Origin of the sequence: Agrobacterium leguminum, assembly GCF_005144435.2 — a bacterium.
Taxonomy (GTDB): domain Bacteria; phylum Pseudomonadota; class Alphaproteobacteria; order Rhizobiales; family Rhizobiaceae; genus Agrobacterium; species Agrobacterium leguminum.
Genome location: NZ_CP120211.1, coordinates 241,116 through 259,466, shown reverse-complemented (window position 1 = coordinate 259,466; position 18,351 = coordinate 241,116). Strand labels below are relative to the sequence as shown.

General features: G+C 60.4%; 14 protein-coding genes. 6 read left to right on the top strand and 8 right to left on the bottom strand.

Annotated elements, in window-relative coordinates:
- The first annotated feature begins 194 nt into the window (after positions 1 to 194).
- Together CFBP4996_RS01245 and CFBP4996_RS01240 are read left to right on the top strand one after the other, a co-directional pair.
- The gene (locus tag CFBP4996_RS01245; RefSeq protein WP_080852662.1) at positions 195 to 3,983 is read left to right on the top strand and encodes an ATP-binding protein; all 3,789 of its coding nucleotides are present in this window, start codon (positions 195 to 197) and stop codon (positions 3,981 to 3,983) included.
- A gap of 78 nt (positions 3,984 to 4,061) precedes the next feature.
- Positions 4,062 to 5,726 (top strand): ABC transporter permease, encoded by a 1,665-nt coding sequence (locus tag CFBP4996_RS01240; protein ID WP_162935931.1) that lies wholly within the window; start codon positions 4,062 to 4,064, stop codon positions 5,724 to 5,726.
- 310 nt (positions 5,727 to 6,036) lie between these two features.
- Here the strand turns inward: CFBP4996_RS01240 and CFBP4996_RS01235 are convergent, their stop codons facing one another.
- The 5 genes from CFBP4996_RS01235 to CFBP4996_RS01215 all read right to left on the bottom strand — a co-directional run bounded on the left by CFBP4996_RS01235 (position 6,037) and on the right by CFBP4996_RS01215 (position 11,762).
- Positions 6,037 to 6,849 (bottom strand): ABC transporter permease, encoded by an 813-nt coding sequence (locus CFBP4996_RS01235; RefSeq protein WP_004432617.1) that lies wholly within the window; start codon positions 6,847 to 6,849, stop codon positions 6,037 to 6,039.
- 4 nt (positions 6,850 to 6,853) lie between these two features.
- Positions 6,854 to 7,762: an ABC transporter permease subunit gene (locus tag CFBP4996_RS01230; RefSeq protein WP_004432616.1), complete on the bottom strand. Its 909-nt coding sequence runs from the start codon at positions 7,760 to 7,762 to the stop codon at positions 6,854 to 6,856.
- 11 nt (positions 7,763 to 7,773) lie between these two features.
- Positions 7,774 to 8,931 (bottom strand): ABC transporter ATP-binding protein, encoded by a 1,158-nt coding sequence (locus tag CFBP4996_RS01225; protein WP_080852663.1) that lies wholly within the window; start codon positions 8,929 to 8,931, stop codon positions 7,774 to 7,776.
- Between the two features lie 165 nt (positions 8,932 to 9,096).
- On the bottom strand, positions 9,097 to 10,194 hold the full coding sequence (locus CFBP4996_RS01220; protein ID WP_004432613.1) for a polyamine ABC transporter substrate-binding protein: 1,098 nt from the start codon (positions 10,192 to 10,194) through the stop codon (positions 9,097 to 9,099).
- Between the two features lie 152 nt (positions 10,195 to 10,346).
- A complete protein-coding gene (locus CFBP4996_RS01215) occupies positions 10,347 to 11,762 on the bottom strand; it encodes a helix-turn-helix domain-containing protein (RefSeq protein WP_080852664.1) in 1,416 nt (471 codons plus the stop codon).
- 256 nt (positions 11,763 to 12,018) lie between these two features.
- Here CFBP4996_RS01215 and aceA point away from each other — a divergent pair, with 256 nt between their 5' ends.
- Both aceA and CFBP4996_RS01205 read left to right on the top strand, forming a co-directional pair.
- Positions 12,019 to 13,308 carry an isocitrate lyase gene (gene aceA, locus CFBP4996_RS01210; RefSeq protein ID WP_004432607.1) on the top strand — a complete coding sequence of 430 codons (1,290 nt, stop codon included), beginning with the start codon at positions 12,019 to 12,021 and terminating at the stop codon, positions 13,306 to 13,308.
- Positions 13,309 to 13,392: 84 nt separating this feature from the next.
- A complete protein-coding gene (locus tag CFBP4996_RS01205; RefSeq protein WP_004432604.1) occupies positions 13,393 to 13,650 on the top strand; it encodes an SMc00767 family acetate metabolism repressor in 258 nt (85 codons plus the stop codon).
- 65 nt (positions 13,651 to 13,715) lie between these two features.
- On the opposite strand, the gene CFBP4996_RS01200 is transcribed toward CFBP4996_RS01205, so the two are convergent.
- Both CFBP4996_RS01200 and CFBP4996_RS01195 read right to left on the bottom strand, forming a co-directional pair.
- Positions 13,716 to 14,039, bottom strand: coding sequence for a hypothetical protein (locus CFBP4996_RS01200; protein WP_080852665.1), 324 nt, complete (start codon positions 14,037 to 14,039; stop codon positions 13,716 to 13,718).
- A gap of 142 nt (positions 14,040 to 14,181) precedes the next feature.
- Positions 14,182 to 15,054: a LysR family transcriptional regulator gene (locus tag CFBP4996_RS01195; RefSeq protein ID WP_080852666.1), complete on the bottom strand. Its 873-nt coding sequence runs from the start codon at positions 15,052 to 15,054 to the stop codon at positions 14,182 to 14,184.
- An 85-nt stretch (positions 15,055 to 15,139) separates the two neighbouring features.
- Between CFBP4996_RS01195 and CFBP4996_RS01190 the strand changes: the two genes are divergently transcribed.
- Positions 15,140 to 15,487, top strand: coding sequence for a hypothetical protein (locus CFBP4996_RS01190; protein ID WP_080852667.1), 348 nt, complete (start codon positions 15,140 to 15,142; stop codon positions 15,485 to 15,487).
- Positions 15,488 to 15,596: 109 nt separating this feature from the next.
- Here the strand turns inward: CFBP4996_RS01190 and CFBP4996_RS01185 are convergent, their stop codons facing one another.
- Entirely contained in the window at positions 15,597 to 16,781 is a 1,185-nt protein-coding gene (locus CFBP4996_RS01185; RefSeq protein WP_080852668.1) for a BaiN/RdsA family NAD(P)/FAD-dependent oxidoreductase, read from the bottom strand.
- A 123-nt stretch (positions 16,782 to 16,904) separates the two neighbouring features.
- On the opposite strand from CFBP4996_RS01185, the gene CFBP4996_RS01180 reads away from it, so the two are divergent.
- The gene (locus CFBP4996_RS01180; RefSeq protein ID WP_035260676.1) at positions 16,905 to 18,341 is read left to right on the top strand and encodes a glutamine synthetase family protein; all 1,437 of its coding nucleotides are present in this window, start codon (positions 16,905 to 16,907) and stop codon (positions 18,339 to 18,341) included.
- Positions 18,342 to 18,351 lie beyond the last annotated feature (10 nt).

The following is an 18,351-nucleotide window of genomic DNA, read 5'->3' as shown; positions in this document are numbered from 1 at the left end:
CTGACATAAAGAGGCCGCAGCGGCCTGTTGATGTTAACTCTATTTGGCGATTCATCCGGCGGATGGTGGACCGGACCGCGCTGTGAAGTTATTTAAAATTCTGTTAACGTGATGCCTCGGCGGGTTTACGTTTAGAGCTTCATGAGGAAGCCGAAAAGCCCGCAAGGTCCGGTAGTGCCAGAATAGGTTTCGACATGCCCGCCGTCCAGTATCCCTTTATCGATATCGCAGTGCATGAACGGGTGCGTGAAGGTTTCGGGCGCGGCGCGGCCATGGCGTTGTTCTCGCTCGACCTTAAAAACGCCCTTTGGGCCAATGGCCGGGGTGCGGCGCTGTTCGGCACGCCGATGGTCTATGATTTTCTGGAACAGGGCCCGAAACCGCAGGACGTGACCTTCCGGCAATTGGCGGCCACGGCAGCGCGGCTTTCCAACGCGGGCGACAGCCTGCCGTTTACCATTCGCATCACGTCGGGTTTCCGCAGCCTTGCCGTCACCGCGCGCGCGGAAATCATCGAGGCCGAACCCGGCCAGCCGGCCATCCTGTTTTCCGCCCTCACCGACCAAGTCGCACCCGACACGGCGGAATGCGCCCGGCGCATGATCGAAGGTTTTGACGACCCCGATATCCATATGGCGGTTCTGAACGGCGAGAACGAGATTGTTGCCGCCTCGCCCGGCTTTTCGTCGCTCGGCATCACGCCGCATACCGCACGGACACTGGTGAAAATGGCAGCCGGACAGTCCGGCCATCTCGTCAAGCGGCCAGTGCCGACCGGCAAGGGTTATTTGCCCGCCGCCACCGGCCAGATCGCGGCATCGCCCGAACTGAACCTGATGTTCGTGGTCGAAACCGCGCTGGGCACACTCGATCCCGTCAATGGTTTCGCAGAAGACAGGCCGCAGGAAACGCCAGCCGCCGCCGAGCCCGCCCTGCCGGTTGCGGAGGTCGCGCCTGTTGCCGCTGCAACCTCCTTCGATTCCGTGCTCGATGCCGTCGCTGGCATCGAGGATGTGGAAGAGGTGCAGGAACTGCCGGCCGATCCCGAAGAGGAAGAGGCAGCGCAGCAGGATGAGAACAGCCTTCTGTCATTGCCGGAAAACGGAGCGGAGACCCCGGCGGCGCTTTCCGTGCAAGACGCCGACGCGGCTGCGCATGTGGCGATGACCGACGACATCGCCGATCTTTTCGAACTCGATGAGGATGAAGCAGACGCCCCCTTAACCGAGCGAGCAATCACCGATGCCCCTGCCGAAGAGGCCCGGGCCGAAGAAAACGCAGTCGTGGACGATGAAATCGTCGAAACGGCACCGTCAGACGCTGCTCCTGCCGCGGATGAGGAGATAACGGCGGAGGCGGAGACCGAGGAGACGGACATCGGCGCTGGCGCAGAAGCGCAGCCTTTTGTTTTCAATGCCGGTGCGCGCGCTTCCCGTTTCGTCTGGAAAATCGATGCGGAAGGACGCTTCAGCTCGATCTCGCATGAATTTGCGGAGGCTGTGGGCGCCAAGGCGGCGGCTGTGGAAGGCATGGGCTTTGCCGATGTCGCGGCCCTGTTCAATCTCGATCCCGACGGCAAGATCCGCGAGCTTCTCGGCCGTCGCGACACATGGTCGGGCAAGACGATCTACTGGCCGGTGGAAGGCACATCGCTGATGGTGCCGATCGATCTTGCCGCCCTGCCCACCTATACGCGCTCACGCGAATTCGACGGTTTCCGCGGTTTCGGCATCGTGCGGCTTGCCGATGCCGCCGACGACCCGCATGCCACGGGCCTGACCTTCCTCAACGGCGAAGAGGCCGATCCGGCGAAAGCCCTGCCGCAGCCCACTATTGAGGATGAAAGCCACGAATTGCTGGCCTTTATCGATGAAGATGACGACGCGGCGCAAGACGCCGGTTCCATCGCTGAGGATGAGGTCCCGGCAACGGAGGCCGATGCGACTGATGATGCACCGGACGTGGTTTCGGCTGAAGAACAGCACCATGATTATACTCCGCCGGAATTCGAAGCGCCGGTTGCGGCGCCCGCGCTGGAGCCGGCCTATTCCGACAAGGTCGTCCATCTGGAGGAGCGCCGCTCACGCTCCCGCGAGGGGCTGACCGCAGGCGAGCAGGCCGCCTTCCGCGAAATCGGCCGGGCCCTGGCGCCGGCGGATGCTGCTTCCGAAGAAGACCGGGAAACGGAAGCGGAGGCCATTTCCGCTGAGCCGACCATGCAGGATATTCAGCAGGATATCGATGCGGATGCTTCGGAAAGCGCGCCTTCCGATACGGAAAATGACGACAGGAAAACCGAACCGGCGGAGGAAGACGATCTTTTCGCCGACTATGTTCGCGGCGAGCAGCCTGCGGCCATTCGCGCACCCGTAGATGAAAGCGGTTCCGACGAAAAACAGGAGCCTGCGACCGACGAGCGGCCGGCTGCCGATATTGCCGCCGCCATGGTCAGCCCGTCCGTTCGTCCCACAAATACCTTGACGGCCGAGACGCTGGACCAGATGCCCGTGGCGCTTCTGGTGCATGCCGGCGACAGGCTGATCCACGCCAATCCGGATTTCCTGCGATTGACGGGCTATAACTCTCTCGCCGAACTCGAAGAGGTGGGCGGTCTGGAAGCGCTGCTGCAGCGGCAGGAGCTGGAGGACATGCCGGACAACGAAGGCGGCATGGTGGTCGTCAGCTCTGACAACGACATCATTCCCGTCAAGGCGCGGCTGCAATCCATCCGCTGGGAAGAAACCAAGGCGCTGATGCTGTCTCTGGTGCCGCTTGAGGAAAAGCAGACGCCGGTTGCGGCGGCCAACGAAAATATTGCTGCCGGCGATGCCGAAAATGCGGAAGCAGGCAGCCTCTCCCTGTTGCAGGGCGAAGTGGAGGAGCTGCATTCCATTCTGGAAACGGCCACCGACGGTGTGGTGCTTCTGGGAGACGAAGGCGAAATCCGCTCGCTCAACCGTTCCGCCAGCGCGCTGTTCAACTATGACAATGGTGAAATCGCCGGCAAGCCTTTCGTCATGCTTTTTGCCCATGAGAGCCAGCGCGCCGTGCTGGACTATCTTTCCGGCCTTGCCAATAACGGTGTCGCCAGCGTGCTGAATGACGGCCGCGAAGTGATCGGCCGCGAAGCATCCGGCGGCTTCCTGCCGCTGTTCATGACCATCGGCCGGCTTAAATCCTCGCATGGCTATTGCGCGGTGATCCGCGACATTACCCAATGGAAGCGCACGGAAGAAGAACTGCGCAACGCCAAGCGGGCTGCGGAAACCGCCAATGCCCACAAGACCGACTTCCTGGCGCGCGTCAGCCATGAAATCCGCACGCCGCTCAATGCCATCATCGGCTTTGCCGACATGATGGCGACCGAGCGTTTCGGGCCGATCGGCCATCCGCGTTATGTGGAATATGCCAATGATATCGGCCGCTCCGGCCGGCATGTGCTCGACATCGTCAACGATCTGCTCGATATCTCCAAGATCGAGGCCGGGCAGATGGATGTGGATTTCGTCGCCGTGCCGCTCAACGAAACGGTGGCCGAGGCGGTCTCGCTAGTGCAGCCGCAGGCCAACAACCAGCGCGTCATCATCCGCACCGCACTTGCGCAATCCGTGCCGCAGATCGTCGCCGACCTGCGCTCGATCAAGCAGATCGTGCTGAACATCCTGTCGAACGCCATCCGCTTCACGCCGTCCGGCGGCCAGATCGTCGTGTCCACCGCCTATGAGGCCAATGGCAGCGTCTCGCTGCGCATTCGCGACACCGGCATCGGCATGACCCGGGCGGAACTGGAACAGGCCATGAAGCCGTTCCGGCAGGTGGCCTCCTCCGGCAAGCGCGTGCGCGGCGACGGCACCGGGCTCGGCCTGCCGCTGACCAAGGCCATGGTGGACGCCAACCGGGCGAATTTCTCCATCACCTCCACGCCGAATGAAGGCACGCTGGTGGAAATCACCTTTCCGTCGCAGCGGGTTCTTGCCAACTGAGGCCATGCGGGCGTAGCAATGCGGAAGCCGCCGGCACGATGGTCGCCGGTTGAGGCCTTTGCACGACAGTAGACTGGCATGTCCATGACGGTTTCCCTTCCGGCAACAAGACGCTTCTCGGTGTTGCCCATCACGGCGGTCATCGTCGCGGCCATTGCCGCCATGCCCATTCTGGCAATTTTCTGGCTGGCCCTGACGGGCAGCACGGAAGGATGGCAACATCTTCTCGCCAATGTCCTGCCGCGTGCCGGGTTTCGCACCTTCCTGCTCTTGGGGATGACGGCCGCAACGACGGCTTTCTTCGGCATCGTCTGCGCCTGGCTTGTCACCACATTCGAATTTCCGCTGCGGCGGTTATTGTCCGCGGCGCTTGTCCTGCCGCTCGCCATCCCCTCCTATCTCGCCGCCTATGCGTTCGGCGAGTTTCTCGACTTTACCGGCCCGGTGCAAAGCGCGTTGCGCGCCGCTTTCGGTTATCACAGCATCCGCGATTACTGGTTTCCGGACATACGCTCGCTCGGCGGTGCGGTGATCGTTCTAAGTTCGGTCCTCTATCCTTACGTTTATCTCTCGGCCCGCGCCGCCTTCTCCATGCAAGGGCGGTTTGCGGCCGAAGCGGCCCGCACGCTTGGCGCAAAACCGCTGAACGTGTTTTTCTCCGTGCAATTGCCGATGGCCCGGCCGGCCATCGCCATCGGGCTTTCTCTGGTCCTGATGGAGACGCTGAACGATATCGGCGCGGTTGAATATCTCGGCGTCCAGACGCTGACCTTCACCATTTACGAAACCTGGCTCAATCGCGGCAATCTCGCCAATGCGACGCAGATCGCCGCCGTCATTCTCGTCGTCGTCGGTGCGCTGATCGTCATCGAACGCAATGCGCGGGAAAAGCAACGCTTCGGCGCGCCGAAAGCAACAAGCATGGCGCAGCGTCACCGGCTGAAGGCGCTCACCGGCTGGCGGCGCTGGGGCGCGAGCCTCTTCTGCTTCGTTCCCGTGGCGAGCGGTTTTTTCATTCCCGTCATCGTACTGGGTGGTTACGCCGCCAGGAGGCTCGATGCGCTGTTTGCGCCGAAGCTTCTGAAAGCGCTCGGACACAGTCTCGAAGTCTCGCTTTCCGCCGCCTTCGTGACGCTGATAGCCGCTTTCGTGTTTTCCTATGCCATCCGCACCGAGCGCTCGCGCACCTCGAAGGTGGCCGCCCGCTTCGGTTCCATGGGATATGGCGTACCGGGAACCGTGCTCGCCATCGGGGTGCTCATTCCACTGGCCAGTCTCGACAATGGCGTCGATGGCTTCATCCGCGCACATTTCGGCTTTTCCACCGGGCTGCTGCTCTCCGGCACCGCCTTCGCCATCATCTATGCCCACGCCGTGCGCTTCATGACCATGGCGGAAGGCACGCTCGATGCCGGTTTTCAGAAGCTTTCGCCGCATATCGACATGGCCTCGCGAACGCTTGGGCGCAACCGGGCGCAGACGCTGTTCAAGGTGCTGTTGCCCAACATGCGGCCAGCGGCGCTGACGGCTTTTCTGCTCGTCCTGATCGAATCCATGAAGGAACTTCCGGCCACCATCCTGCTCCGGCCTTTCGGTTTCAACACGCTGGCCACGCTGGTTTATGAGGATGCGTCCCGCTCAAGGGTGCAGGATGCGGCCGTGCCGGCGATCATCATCATCATTGCCGGGCTTATTCCCGTGCTGCTTGTCTCGAAATCGATGGATCATCCGGAAAACCGCTGAATGGCACGGGCCTTTGCGGCAAAAAGAAAGGCGGCCTTGCGGCCGCCTGGATGAGTTGTGCTTTTCAACGAGAGAAAGGGGGACAATCTCGCCAGATGGAAATTATCAGTCCCGGCTATCAAAAATTTGACGGCCCTGCGTTGGGTTTACTTTCCGCCAACTCCTATTAACAAGCGGTTAAAACCAAAATCGATCAATTACCGACGAAAATTCCTATTCTGAGACCGTAAAGCGCCGAAACTAAATTAACAGTTTCTACTTTTCTCGCGATTTCAACAGTAACGCGTAAAAATCGACGCAGGATATTCGATCAGTTCCGCGCCGCCGCATGTTCGTCGCGCATCCGCTGCAATTCGGTGCGTTTGGAAGCGATGGAGGCAACAATCACGCCGATGGTGACAAGCCCGATCAGGATCGTGCAGATGGCGTTGATTTCCGGCGTCACACCGAGGCGAACCTGCGAATAAATCTTGATCGGCAACGTGGTTGCGCCGGGGCCGGTGGCGAAGCTGGCGATCACCAGATCATCAAGCGACAGGGTGAAGGCCAGCATCCAGCCGGCAATGACGGCGGGGAAGATGAGCGGCAGGGTAATGCGAAAGAAGGTCTTGACCGGCGGGCAACCGAGATCGAGCGCGGCTTCCTCGAGACTGCGATCGAAGGTCAGGAGCCGCGACTGCACGACGATCGCCACGTAACACATGGTGAAAGTCGTATGGGCGATAACCACCGTCCAGAAACCGCGATCCACGCCGACGGCCACGAAGAGCAGCAGCAGCGACAGGCCGGTAATCACTTCCGGCATGACGAGCGGCGCATAGATCATGCCCGAAAACAGCACCCGGCCCGGAAACCGCGCGAACCGTGTCAGCGACAGCGCCGCCAGCGTTCCGAGAATGGTGCCGATGGTGGCGCTGAGGATACCGACGCGCAGCGTCACCCAGGCCGCATCCATCAGCCCCTGATTGGACCACATGGAGCGGTACCATTGCAGCGAGAAACCGCCCCAGACGGTAACGAGCTTCGAGGCATTGAAGGAATAAACGATCAGGATGATGATCGGGATATAGAGAAAGGCAAAACCGAGGGTGAGGACGGTGATGTCGAATTTTCCGCGCTTCATGGCGTCACCCCACCTTCTTCTGCTGGTTCTGGAAGATGGCGATGGGTACCACCAGCAACAGCAGAAGCAACACGGCGACGGCGGATGCCAAGGGCCAGTCGCGGTTGCCGAAGAATTCCGTCCACAGCGTCTTGCCGATCATCAGCGTCTGGGCGCCGCCAAGCAGATCGGGGATGACGAATTCGCCTGTTATCGGAATGAAGCAGATCATCGAGCCGGCGACGACGCCCGGCAGCGACAGCGGGAAAGTGATCTTCCAGAAGGCCTTCCATGGCGGGCAGCCGAGATCGGCCGCCGCTTCCAGCAGCGTATTGTCGAGCTTTTCCAGCGCCGAATAGAGCGGCAGCACCATGAAGGGCAGATAGGAATAAACGATGCCGATGAAGATCGCCGTTTCCGTACGGAAGATATTGACCTGCTGGTCCGGCCCGAGAAAACCGAGCCACTGAAACAGCACCGTCAGCAGGCCTTCCGGCTTCAGAATGCCGATCCAGGCATAAACGCGGATCAGGAACGAGGTCCAGAACGGCAGGATCACCAGCATCACCAGCGTCGGACGAATGGAAGACGGCGCGCGCGCCATGGCGAGCGCCATGGGATAACCGATCAGCAAAAGCAGAAAGGTGGAGATGAAGGCGATGCGCAGCGATGACAGATAGGCGTCGATGTAGAGCGGGTCTTCCGTCAGGAAGAGGTAATTTTCGAAATCCAGTTCGGAGAAGAACGCGCCGAGCTTCGAAAACCCTTCGAAGACCGGCGTATAGGGCGGCATCGAGATCGCCGTATCCGACAGCGAGATTTTGAAGATGATGAAAAACGGTGCTGCGAAGAATAACAGCAGCCAGAAATAGGGAACCGCGACGACCAGCCAGCGCCAGGGGCTTTGCCGGTTTTCAGGAGTGGTGATCGCCATGAAAGCCTCCCTCAGCGCGTCAGGACGAGGCCGGAATCCGGCTTCCAGTTCAGCCACACCATATCGCCGAAGGTGATCGGGCGATCGACGAGACGCGAAACATTCGCCTGCGCGGCGCGAATGACGCGGCCATCGGCAAGCTTGACGATGAAGACCGAGAAGTCGCCGAGATAGCCGATATCCCAGACCTCGCCATAGGCGGAATTGATGCTGCTATCGGCGGGCTGGTCGAGCGAGATGCGGACCTTTTCCGGGCGGATGGCGAAAGCCACCTGGCTGCCCGTTGCAGCGGCGCATTCCTGCTCCACCGCCACCTTCAGCCCTTCGCAATCCAGCGTCACCAGACCGGGCTTGCCGATATCGGAAGCATTGGCGACGACATTGGCGTCGAAAATATTGATATCGCCGATGAAGTCCGCCACGTAGCGGCTGTTCGGCGCTTCATAGATCTCAGCCGGCGTCGCCACCTGCACGACATTGCCCTTGTCCATGACAGCGATGCGGTCGGAGACCGTCATCGCTTCTTCCTGGTCGTGGGTGACGATGAGGAAGGTAAGGCCGAGATTGGTCTGGATGTCCATCAGTTCGAATTGCGTTTCCTCGCGCAGCTTCTTGTCGAGCGCGCCGAGCGGTTCATCCAGCAGAAGCACCTTGGGTCGCTTGGCAAGCGAGCGGGCGAGCGCCACGCGCTGCCGCTGACCGCCGGAAAGCTGGCTTGGCTTGCGCCTTGCGAATTCCGTGAGCTTTACGAGCCGCAGCATTTCTTCGACGCGGGCGGCGATATCCGCCTTGGGCAGACCGTCCTGCTCCAGACCGAAAGCGACGTTCTTTTCCACCGACATATGCGGGAAAAGCGCGTAGGACTGGAACATCATGTTGGTGGGGCGCTTATAGGGCGGCACGCCGGAAATATCCTTGCCCTGCAGCAGGATGCGCCCTTCGGTCGGCTCCTCGAAACCGGCCAGCATGCGCATCAGCGTGGTCTTGCCACAGCCGGAAGGGCCGAGCAGCGAAAAGAACTCGCGCTCGTAAATATCGAGCGTCAGATTGTTGACGGCGACGAAATCGCCAAAACGTTTGGTGACGTTTTCAAAGCGGATGAAGGGCACCGCATCGGGATTGTCCCAAGGGCTAAATTTGCGTTTGACCGGCCCCAGAGTTTTCGCCATTCACCCTACCCTCAAATCCCGTTGGTCGTGTAGATTTGAGCATCGGATTTTCCGACTTTCGGTCCGATGCTTTGAGGCGGGCAGCGCCGGCAGGTAAAGGAACCTGCCGGCAAAGGATCAGAGAAACAGGCCCGCCGGCCGTTCCTCAACCAGCGGGCGGAAGTGTCAGCTGCCGGTCTTTATCTGCGTCCAGACGCGGTTCAGGACGCGCTGTTCCTTCGGTCCGTAGGGCGAGATGGTGAAGAGCTTCTTCAGCGTCTCGGCATCGGGATAAACCGCCGGGTTCTTGGCGACGGACTCATCCATCAGCGCCTGCGAAGCAAGGTTGCCATTCGCATACTGAACATAGTTGGAGGCCTTGGCGATGACTTCCGGCCGCATCAGATAGTTGATGAAAGCGTGGGCTTCCTCGACATTCTTGGCATCCGCCGGGATGGCAAGGTTGTCGAACCACATATAGGTGCCTTCCTTCGGAATGACGTAGTTCACCTCGACGCCGTTCTTGGCTTCCTCGGCACGGCTCTTCGCCTGCAGGATATCGCCAGACCAGCCGATGGTGATGCAGCTGTCGCCGTTCGCCAGTTCATCGATATAGGCGGAGGAGTTGAAGGTCTTCACATAGGGGCGGATCTTCATGTAGACGTCGCCGCCCGCCTCGAGATCGGCGGTTTCCTTGCTATCCGGATTCTTGCCGAGATAGTTCATGGCGATGGCGAAGGTCTCGTCCGACGCATCGAGAATATTGATGCCGCAGGATTTCAGCTTTTCGGCATTTTCCGGCTTGAAGAGAATATCCCAGCTGTCGACCGGAACATCGCCGAGCGCCGCCTTCACCTTGGCGACGTTGTAACCGATGCCGGTGGTGCCCCACATGTAATTCACGGCATATTCGTTGCCGGGGTCGTATTTCGCCAGACGCTCGGAAACCTCGGGCCACATATTCTTCAGATTCGGCAACTTGGACTTGTCGAGTTTCTGGAACACGCCGGCATTGATCTGGCGGGCGAGGAAGGGCCCGGTCGGCACCACGACATCATAACCGGAGCTGCCGGCCAGAAGCTTGGTTTCCACAAGCTCGTTGCTGTCGAAAACGTCATAGACGACCTTGATGCCGGTTTCCTTGGTGAAATCGGCAAGGATCGATTCGTCGATATAATCCGACCAGTTATAGACGTGGACGACCTTCTCCTGGGCCATTGCCGAGCCTGCTGCAACGAGCGCGGTGGTGAGAGCCAAGGTCAGGCGGAGAGAACGGTTTTTCATGATGTCTCCTGTTAACGCATCCTCACGATGGGAGCGTGATCCCCTTTTTTGGGAGAGACTAGAAAGGAAAACAAAAGGGAGCAAGCGGGAAATGTGCAGCACAGCATTTTCAACCAAATGTGTTCCGGCCACAAAAAAGCGAATGGAAACACCTACTGGAAGTCGAAAACACTGAGGCCGGTGACCATTTCATCGAGCCCCAGCGGCCGCGTCAGCGGCGCTTCCGCCCGCGACAGACAGCCCTGCCTTTCGCACAGCCGGCACGAAGGACCGACGGCGACGGGCGCAGCACCCGAAGCGGCGGGGCCATAGACGGTGTCTCCGCTCTGTGCGAGATCGCAGCCGAGAAGCACGGCCGTTCGCCGCACCCTTTCGCCGAAACCCGCCTGCGGACCTTCCAGCGTGCGCGAAACGGTCAGGAAAGCGTCGCCATCCGGCATCTCCACCGCCTCCACCAGCACCTGTCCCGGCTGGGCGAAAGCGGCATGAATATTGAGCCGCGGACAGAGGCCGCCGAAACGCGCCCTTGGAAAACCGCTGGCCCCGGCAAGACGGAAACGGTTGCCGGCATTGTCGATCTCCATCAGAAAAAACGGGATCGCCGCGGCTGACGGCCGTTGCAGGCTGACGAGGCGGTTGGCAGCCTGTTCGAAAGAAACGTTGAAGCGCGACCGCAAAACCTCGAGATCGTATTTCGCCCGCTGGGCGGCGCTCAGGAATGCGCCATAGGGCATCATCAACGCATGGGCGGCGTAACGCGCCAGTTCGAAGCGGGCGATGCGCCTCGCCTCCTCCCCTCTCAGGCCAAGCCCTTCGAGCTCCGTGCCGATTTCTTCGCGAAGCGCCAGAAGACAGGTCTCCATCGCCATTTCCCTGAGCTGGTCCGGTTGCGACAGGCGTTCGGATAAAAACAGCCGCATGGAATGGCGGTCGTAACGCCGCCTGAGGTTTGGCATGGCATGAACCGGCAGGGTGCGAACCACGATGCCGTGGTTTTTCTGAAGCCATGCACGAAGGCCGGAGGCGAGATCGTCGCCCGCCGACAGGTGTTTGTGGAGTTCTTCCGCCGCCGCATCGATGGCATGGAAATAGGCCGGCCGGTTTTCGAAGACATGGCGCACCTCGTCAATCGGCAGGCGGGTGGAGGAGAGCGCCGTCTCATGCCCTTCCCGCGCCAGAAGATCGGAGAGGTCGGAAAGGCGCTGCGCCTGTTCCCTATAGGCCCGGTAAAGTTTGAGGACACCGCTCGCCGCATTGGGCGCGGCATCGGCAACCTCGATCAGTTCCTGCGGCGACGGCACTTCCCCCGCCAGCAACGGATCGGCGAAGACCTCACGCAGCTGCCCGGCGGAACCGGCGCTTTCACCCTGCAGGTCATCCAGATCGACCTTGTAGACGGAGGCCAGCTTCAAAAGCAGCTGCACCGTCAGCGGCCGCTGGTTGCGCTCTATGAGATTGAGATAGGACGGCGAAATCGCCAGCGCCTCGGCCATGGCCGTCTGGGTCAGCGCCAGGCCGTTGCGAATGCGGCGCACGCGCGGGCCTGCAAAAATCTTGTTTTCCGACACCGCCTCACCTCCCCGTGCCTGCGAACTCATACAAACCTGTTACAAACTTTGCAGGCGAAAGACTTTTACAAAATTTACAATTTTACAGCTCCCACCTGTCACGCACACTACAGGATAACCTCTTTCAAGTCACTGTTTTTATGTTTGTTCTGGCGCTCAAATCTCGAAAAATGTAAATGTAGTCACATCAAACAGCGCCATATGATGTTGAAGATGGCCTGTTACGGAAACCGCATTTATCATGGGAGAGAGAAGTATGACGGATTTTTACAAACTTGTTCCGGGCGCACCGCAGGGACGTTTCGACGGCATCGAGCGCACCTACACCGCCGCCGACGTGGAACGGCTGCGCGGCTCCGTCGACATCCGCCATTCGCTGGCCGAGATGGGCGCGAACCGGCTGTGGAAGCTGATCAACGAGGAAAACTTCGTCAACGCGCTTGGCGCGCTTTCCGGCAACCAGGCCATGCAAATGGTTCGCGCCGGGCTGAAGGCGATCTATCTTTCCGGCTGGCAGGTTGCGGCGGATGCCAATACGGCGTCGGCCATGTATCCGGATCAGTCGCTTTATCCCGCCAATGCGGCGCCGGAGCTTGCAAAGCGTATCAACCGCACCCTGCAGCGCGCCGACCAGATTGAGACGGCGGAGGGCAAGGGTCTTTCGGTCGACACCTGGTTCGCGCCGATCGTTGCCGATGCGGAGGCCGGCTTCGGCGGGCCGCTCAACGCCTTCGAAATCATGAAGGCCTTTATCGAGGCAGGTGCTGCCGGTGTTCATTATGAAGACCAGCTGGCATCGGAAAAGAAATGCGGCCATCTCGGCGGCAAGGTTCTGATACCGACGGCGGCGCATATCCGCAACCTGACGGCGGCGCGGCTTGCAGCCGATGTCATGGGTGTGCCGACGCTGGTTATCGCCCGCACGGATGCGGAGGCCGCGAAGCTCCTGACCTCGGATATCGACGAGCGCGACCGTCCATTCGTGGATTACGATGCCGGCCGCACCGTCGAGGGCTTCTATCAGGTCAAGAACGGTCTTGAGCCCTGCATTGCCCGCGCCGTTGCCTATGCGCCCTATTGCGACCTGATCTGGTGCGAGACCTCCAAGCCGGATCTCGAGCAGGCGCGCAGGTTTGCGGAAGGCGTGCACAAGGTGCATCCGGGCAAGAAGCTCGCCTACAATTGCTCGCCGTCGTTCAACTGGAAAAAGAACCTCGACGACGCGACGATTGCCAAGTTCCAGCGCGAGCTGGGCGCGATGGGCTACAAGTTCCAGTTCATCACGCTTGCCGGTTTCCACCAGCTGAATTTCGGCATGTTCGAACTGGCGCGCGGTTACAAGGACCGGCAAATGGCGGCCTACTCCGAGCTTCAGGAAGCGGAATTCGCAGCCGAGGCCAATGGTTACACCGCCACCAAGCACCAGCGCGAAGTCGGCACCGGCTATTTCGACGCGGTGTCTCTGGCAATCTCTGGCGGCACGTCGTCGACCACCGCCATGAAGGAATCCACCGAGCACGACCAGTTCCGCCCGGCCGCCGAATAAAATCGAAAAACTGCCCTTCCCGGTGACGGGAAGGGCTTGCAAACCGGATCAAGAACCCCAACCAATAATGAGAGGAGAAATGCCATGAATGCCCATAACCCCATCAAGACCCACGTCAAGGAACGCGCCGAGGAGCAGTCCTCCGCCATGACGCAGGATCAGCAGGCCGCCATCCGCATGCTGGCCAACGATCTGCACCGCCTCAACCAGGCCGTCATGAAAGCCGTCGAGGCCGGCGTTTCCGTCGAGCTGGTCCGCTCGGCCCGCCACCATGGCGGCGGCGGCAACTGGGGGGATCTGCTTATCCCCGTCATCGTCGCGCAGGGACGTGACGCCGCCTGAAACGAAAGACCGGAACATCATAATCGATGCTCCGGTCTTCAATGCAAACGTCCGAGGTGGCAGCCTCAGAAGCTCGCCGATACGGAAACGCCGATGCTTACATTGACGCCCATCGCCTCGACGTTACCCTGGAGTTGAGGCGCATAGGGAGCGAAGCAGGCAAGCTGCGTCAGAGGAATCGGGTTCAGAACGGCCGGCGATTCCCACGCCAGATGCATCGCCACGCCGCCCACGAGCTTTTCCCAGCCTGCGATCTTGGTGCCTGCGGCTGCCGGCGCAATTGCCGTGACAGATTGGGAAAGAGCATCGGCAACGACTGCCGCGAGACCCTTGCTGACTGCTGCATAAAAGAGCTTTGCTGCTTCTTCCGGCGTTCCTGCTGCGGACATCGCATTTACATATGATGCTGAAACTATCATGGTGGCCTCAACCTAAAGGGGTTAAACTTACAAAAGGCAACCTATGGATATTTTGACGCACACGCAACTATAAATTATTTAAAGTTATTTATACAACTAAAAGTAATTTCACCTATGCGGGGCGGCTCTTACGTCCGGCATATAGATCGGAATGGCTCTTGATCAGACGGGTCATCCGATCCGCCACCGCCCTGATATCGCGGCGGTGGCGGTCGTCATTGTTCATGACGATCCATTGATTGTGGCGAAGGCTCTCCAGCTCTTCGCCTTCCCGAGCGAGCCGCACATCGGCATCGCCCACGAAACAGGGAAGCACCGCGACCCCCGCCCCGGCCAGCACCAGATCGAGAAGAGCCGTCGGCCGGTTCACTGTCACCACGATCCCGTTGTTACGATTTTCATGCGGCCAGCGCAGATAGGCTGAAATAGCGTTTTCCTCCGCCACCGCCAGCCACCGATCAGCAACGGTAGTGGCGGCGTTGCGCAGCCTGTAGGGCGCATAGGCCACCTCCCCCGTCCTGATGGCGGCAAGGTTCTTTTCCTGCGGTTCGAAAGCGCGAATGCCGATATCGTTTTCGCGATGGGCCAGAGACGCCCTCTGTTCGGCAATGAAAAGGTCGATGCGGAAGTCGTCGCGGTCGGTGCAGATGGCGGAAAAATTCCCGGTCAGCAGCCAGGCGTTCCAGGTGCCGACGGCGATGCGCACGACCGACGAGGCCGACGACGCCTTCTGCCATCCCTCGATGTCCCTTGCCGCATTCTCCATCGCCTGAAGCCGGTCGAACAGCGTACGGCCGTCTGCGGTCAGGGCGTATCCCGTCTGGCTGCGCTGGAACAGCGCCTTGCCGATACGCTCCTCCAGCTCGACCATGCGCCGCCCCACCGTCGCGGGGCTCAAGGCCGTCAGCGCCGCAGCACCCGTCAGGCCGCCGCTGCGTGACACATCGAGGAAAAGCTGATAGGAATCCCAAGTGACGTTTTTCATCGGTGAAAAACGTAGCGCATTTTCTTGCGCAGATAAATCAAAAAACGGCGCGCATCATGGCCCTCCGCGTTAGAAGGAGAGCGACATGCACGCGATTTTTGCAGCCCGCATTATCATCGAAAACCAGCAGCCGCGCACACGGCGCGAAGCCATTCTGCAGGAAGATAAATTTTATGCTGACATGGCCGAGGCATCTCGACCATGGCGGCTTTTCAGCGCGCTTGTGAGCTGGATGAAGGTAAAGAGCCGCGGATCAGTAAAAGAGGGCGATCAGGGCTGCCAGAGCACCGGCTGCGATGAGGCTCAGGCGAAAGGCCAGCTGACGGCTCTCGTTGTCGGTGCGGGCGATGGCAATGGCGCGAGGGCGGCGATGTGCAGATCTGTTCATGCGCGGGTTCCTGACGAAAAACTCAACCGACCCATGCCCTGTTAAGGCCTCCAGCACGACTTCATGTGCAGCGGGATCATTGGGCGATCCGGCCTTGCTGGCATTTGGTCAGGATGACTCCGCGCCCGTTAACAAGGCATTAACGGGCGCGGCCTCACGCGAATTCACCGGCCGCCTGGCCGGACGCCCAGGCCCACTGGAAATTATAACCACCGAGCCAGCCGGTCACATCAACACATTCGCCGATGAAATAAAGGCCGGGCACGGATTTCGCCGCCATACTGCGGGAATCGAGGCCGGTCGTGTCCACGCCGCCGAGTGTGACTTCCGCCGTGCGATAACCTTCAGAACCGGCGGGCTTGATCTGCCAATCCTGCACCTCGCCCGCCAGCTTTGCCAAAGCCTTGTCGGACATATCCGCCAGATGACCGGTGAGGCCGGATTGTTCGACAACGTGCTGGGCAAGACGCTTCGGCAGGATTTCCGACAAGGCGGTCTGGGCCGACTGGCGGCCGTTCTTCTGTTTCGCCTGCTTCAGCAGTGCGGCTATATCGCAATGCGGCTCGAGCTTCAGGCGGACCACCTCACCCTCGCGCCAGTAGGATGAGATTTGCAGGATGGAAGGGCCGCTCAAACCGCGATGGGTGAAGAGCAGCGCTTCCTCAAACGAGGTCTTGCCGTGGAAAACCTCGGCCGGAACCGCGACGCCGGCAAGCGGGCTCAGCTTTTCCAGCGAGGCGGGATCGAGTGTCAGCGGCACGAGGCCCGGACGCGTCTCGATGAGCTTGAGGCCGAATTGTTCGGCGATCTGGTAGGCAAAACCGGTCGCGCCCATTTTCGGGATCGACTTGCCGCCCGTCGCAACGACAAGGCTTTCGGCCTCGATGACGCCGCCGGATGTCGTGACGCGGAAACGGGCGCCATCATGGGTGACGGCCGAGACTGACGTTTCGAGCCGCAGCTTCGCATTCACCGCCTGCATTTCGCCAAGCAGCATGCGAATGATGTCCTTGGCGCTGTCATCGCAAAAGAGTTGGCCGAGCGTTTTTTCATGCCAGCCGATGCGGTGTTTTTCGACAAGGGCAATGAAATCGCGCGGCGTATAACGGGCGAGCGCGGATTTGGCGAAATGCGGGTTGGCGGAGAGATAATTCTTCGGCCCGGCATGGATATTGGTGAAGTTGCAGCGGCCGCCGCCGGAGATGCGGATCTTTTCGCCCGGCGCCTTCGCATGGTCGAGAATGACGACGGAGCGGCCGCGCTGGCCGGCGCGGATGGCGCACATCATGCCGGCGGCGCCCGCCCCCAAAATCAGCACGTCACATTTCTCTGTCATCATTCCATCCGATCCGTTTCCTTTCCTCTTTTCGAAGTGCCGCCGCTTGTCAATGGCGCTTTCCCCCTCGCCAATTGCCAAACTACGGTTATGATGGCGCCAGTCGAAACACAGACCCGGTGATACATGCCCGCCAAGAAAACCATGCTCCGCCCGAAGAAACAGGCAACCATGGCAAAGACACCTCCCCTCGACCTTTCCTCCCCCCGTGGCGTTTCCTCCTGGCGCGAAGCCGCGCAATGGCTGCGGGCGCGCGGGATCGAAGACATAGAATGCATCACGCCCGACCTTGCCGGCGTTCCGCGCGGCAAGATGATGCCGACGGCGAAATTCACGGGCGATACCTCGCTTGCCCTGCCATCCGCGCTCTACCGCCATACGATCTCCGGCGAATATCCCGATGAGACCGCGAATTTCCGTTACGAGCCGCGCGACAGCGACCTGAAGCTGGTGCCCGATCTTTCCACCCTTTCCGTCGTGCCGTGGGAAACGGACCCGACCGCGCAGGTGATCTGCGACGTGGTGGATGCCGAAGGCAATTTCGTGCCCTACACACCGCGCAACGTGCTGAAGAATGTGCTTTCGCTCTATACCGAAAAGGGCTGGAAGCCGGTCGTGGCGCCGGAGATCGAATTTTACCTCGTCGCCATGAATGACGACCCGGATTATCCGCTGCATCCGCCGAAGGGCCGGTCCGGCCGCTCCATCGTCGGCGGGCAGAGCTATTCCATCGCCGGCATCAACGAATTCGACGAGCTGATCGACGACATCTACCATTTCTCCGAAAAACAGGGCCTCGAGATCGACACGCTGATCCACGAGGAAGGCCCGGCGCAACTTGAGATCAACCTGCGCCATGGCGACCCGATCGAGCTTGCCGACCAGGTGTTCCTGTTCAAGCGCACAATCCGCGAAGCGGCGCTGAAACACGGCATCTACGCCACCTTCATGGCCAAGCCCATGCAGGGCCAGCCGGGTTCGGCCATGCACATCCACCAGTCGGTGGTGGAGATCGACAGCGGCCGCAATATCTTCTCCAATGCCGATGGCAGCCCTTCGAAAGAATTCTTCTCCTTCGTGGGCGGCATGCAGCGTTATGTTCCGAACGCGCTCGTCATGCTGGCGCCCTATGTGAATTCCTATCGCCGCCTGACGCCCGACATGGCCTGCCCGGTCAACAATGCCTGGGGTTACGACAACCGCACGACCGCCTTCCGCGTGCCGATTTCCGGCCCGCAGGCGCGGCGCGTCGAAAACCGCCTGCCGAGTTCGGACGCCAATCCCTATCTCGCGCTTGCCGCCTCGCTCGGCTGCGGCTGGCTTGGCATCGTCAACAATATCGAGCCGACCGAACCCACCGCCGATACGGCCAATGAAGGCTCCATCGAATTGCCGCGCGGTCTTCTGGAAGCCGTGGCGCTGCTGGAAGGCGAAGAGCAGTTCGACCGGGTGTTCGGCCATGAATTCGTGGGCCTCTATGCCGGTCTGAAACGCGGGGAGTTCGAGACCTTCATGCAGGTCATCAGCCCCTGGGAGCGGGAATTCCTGCTTCTCAACGTGTGAGGAACCCCGA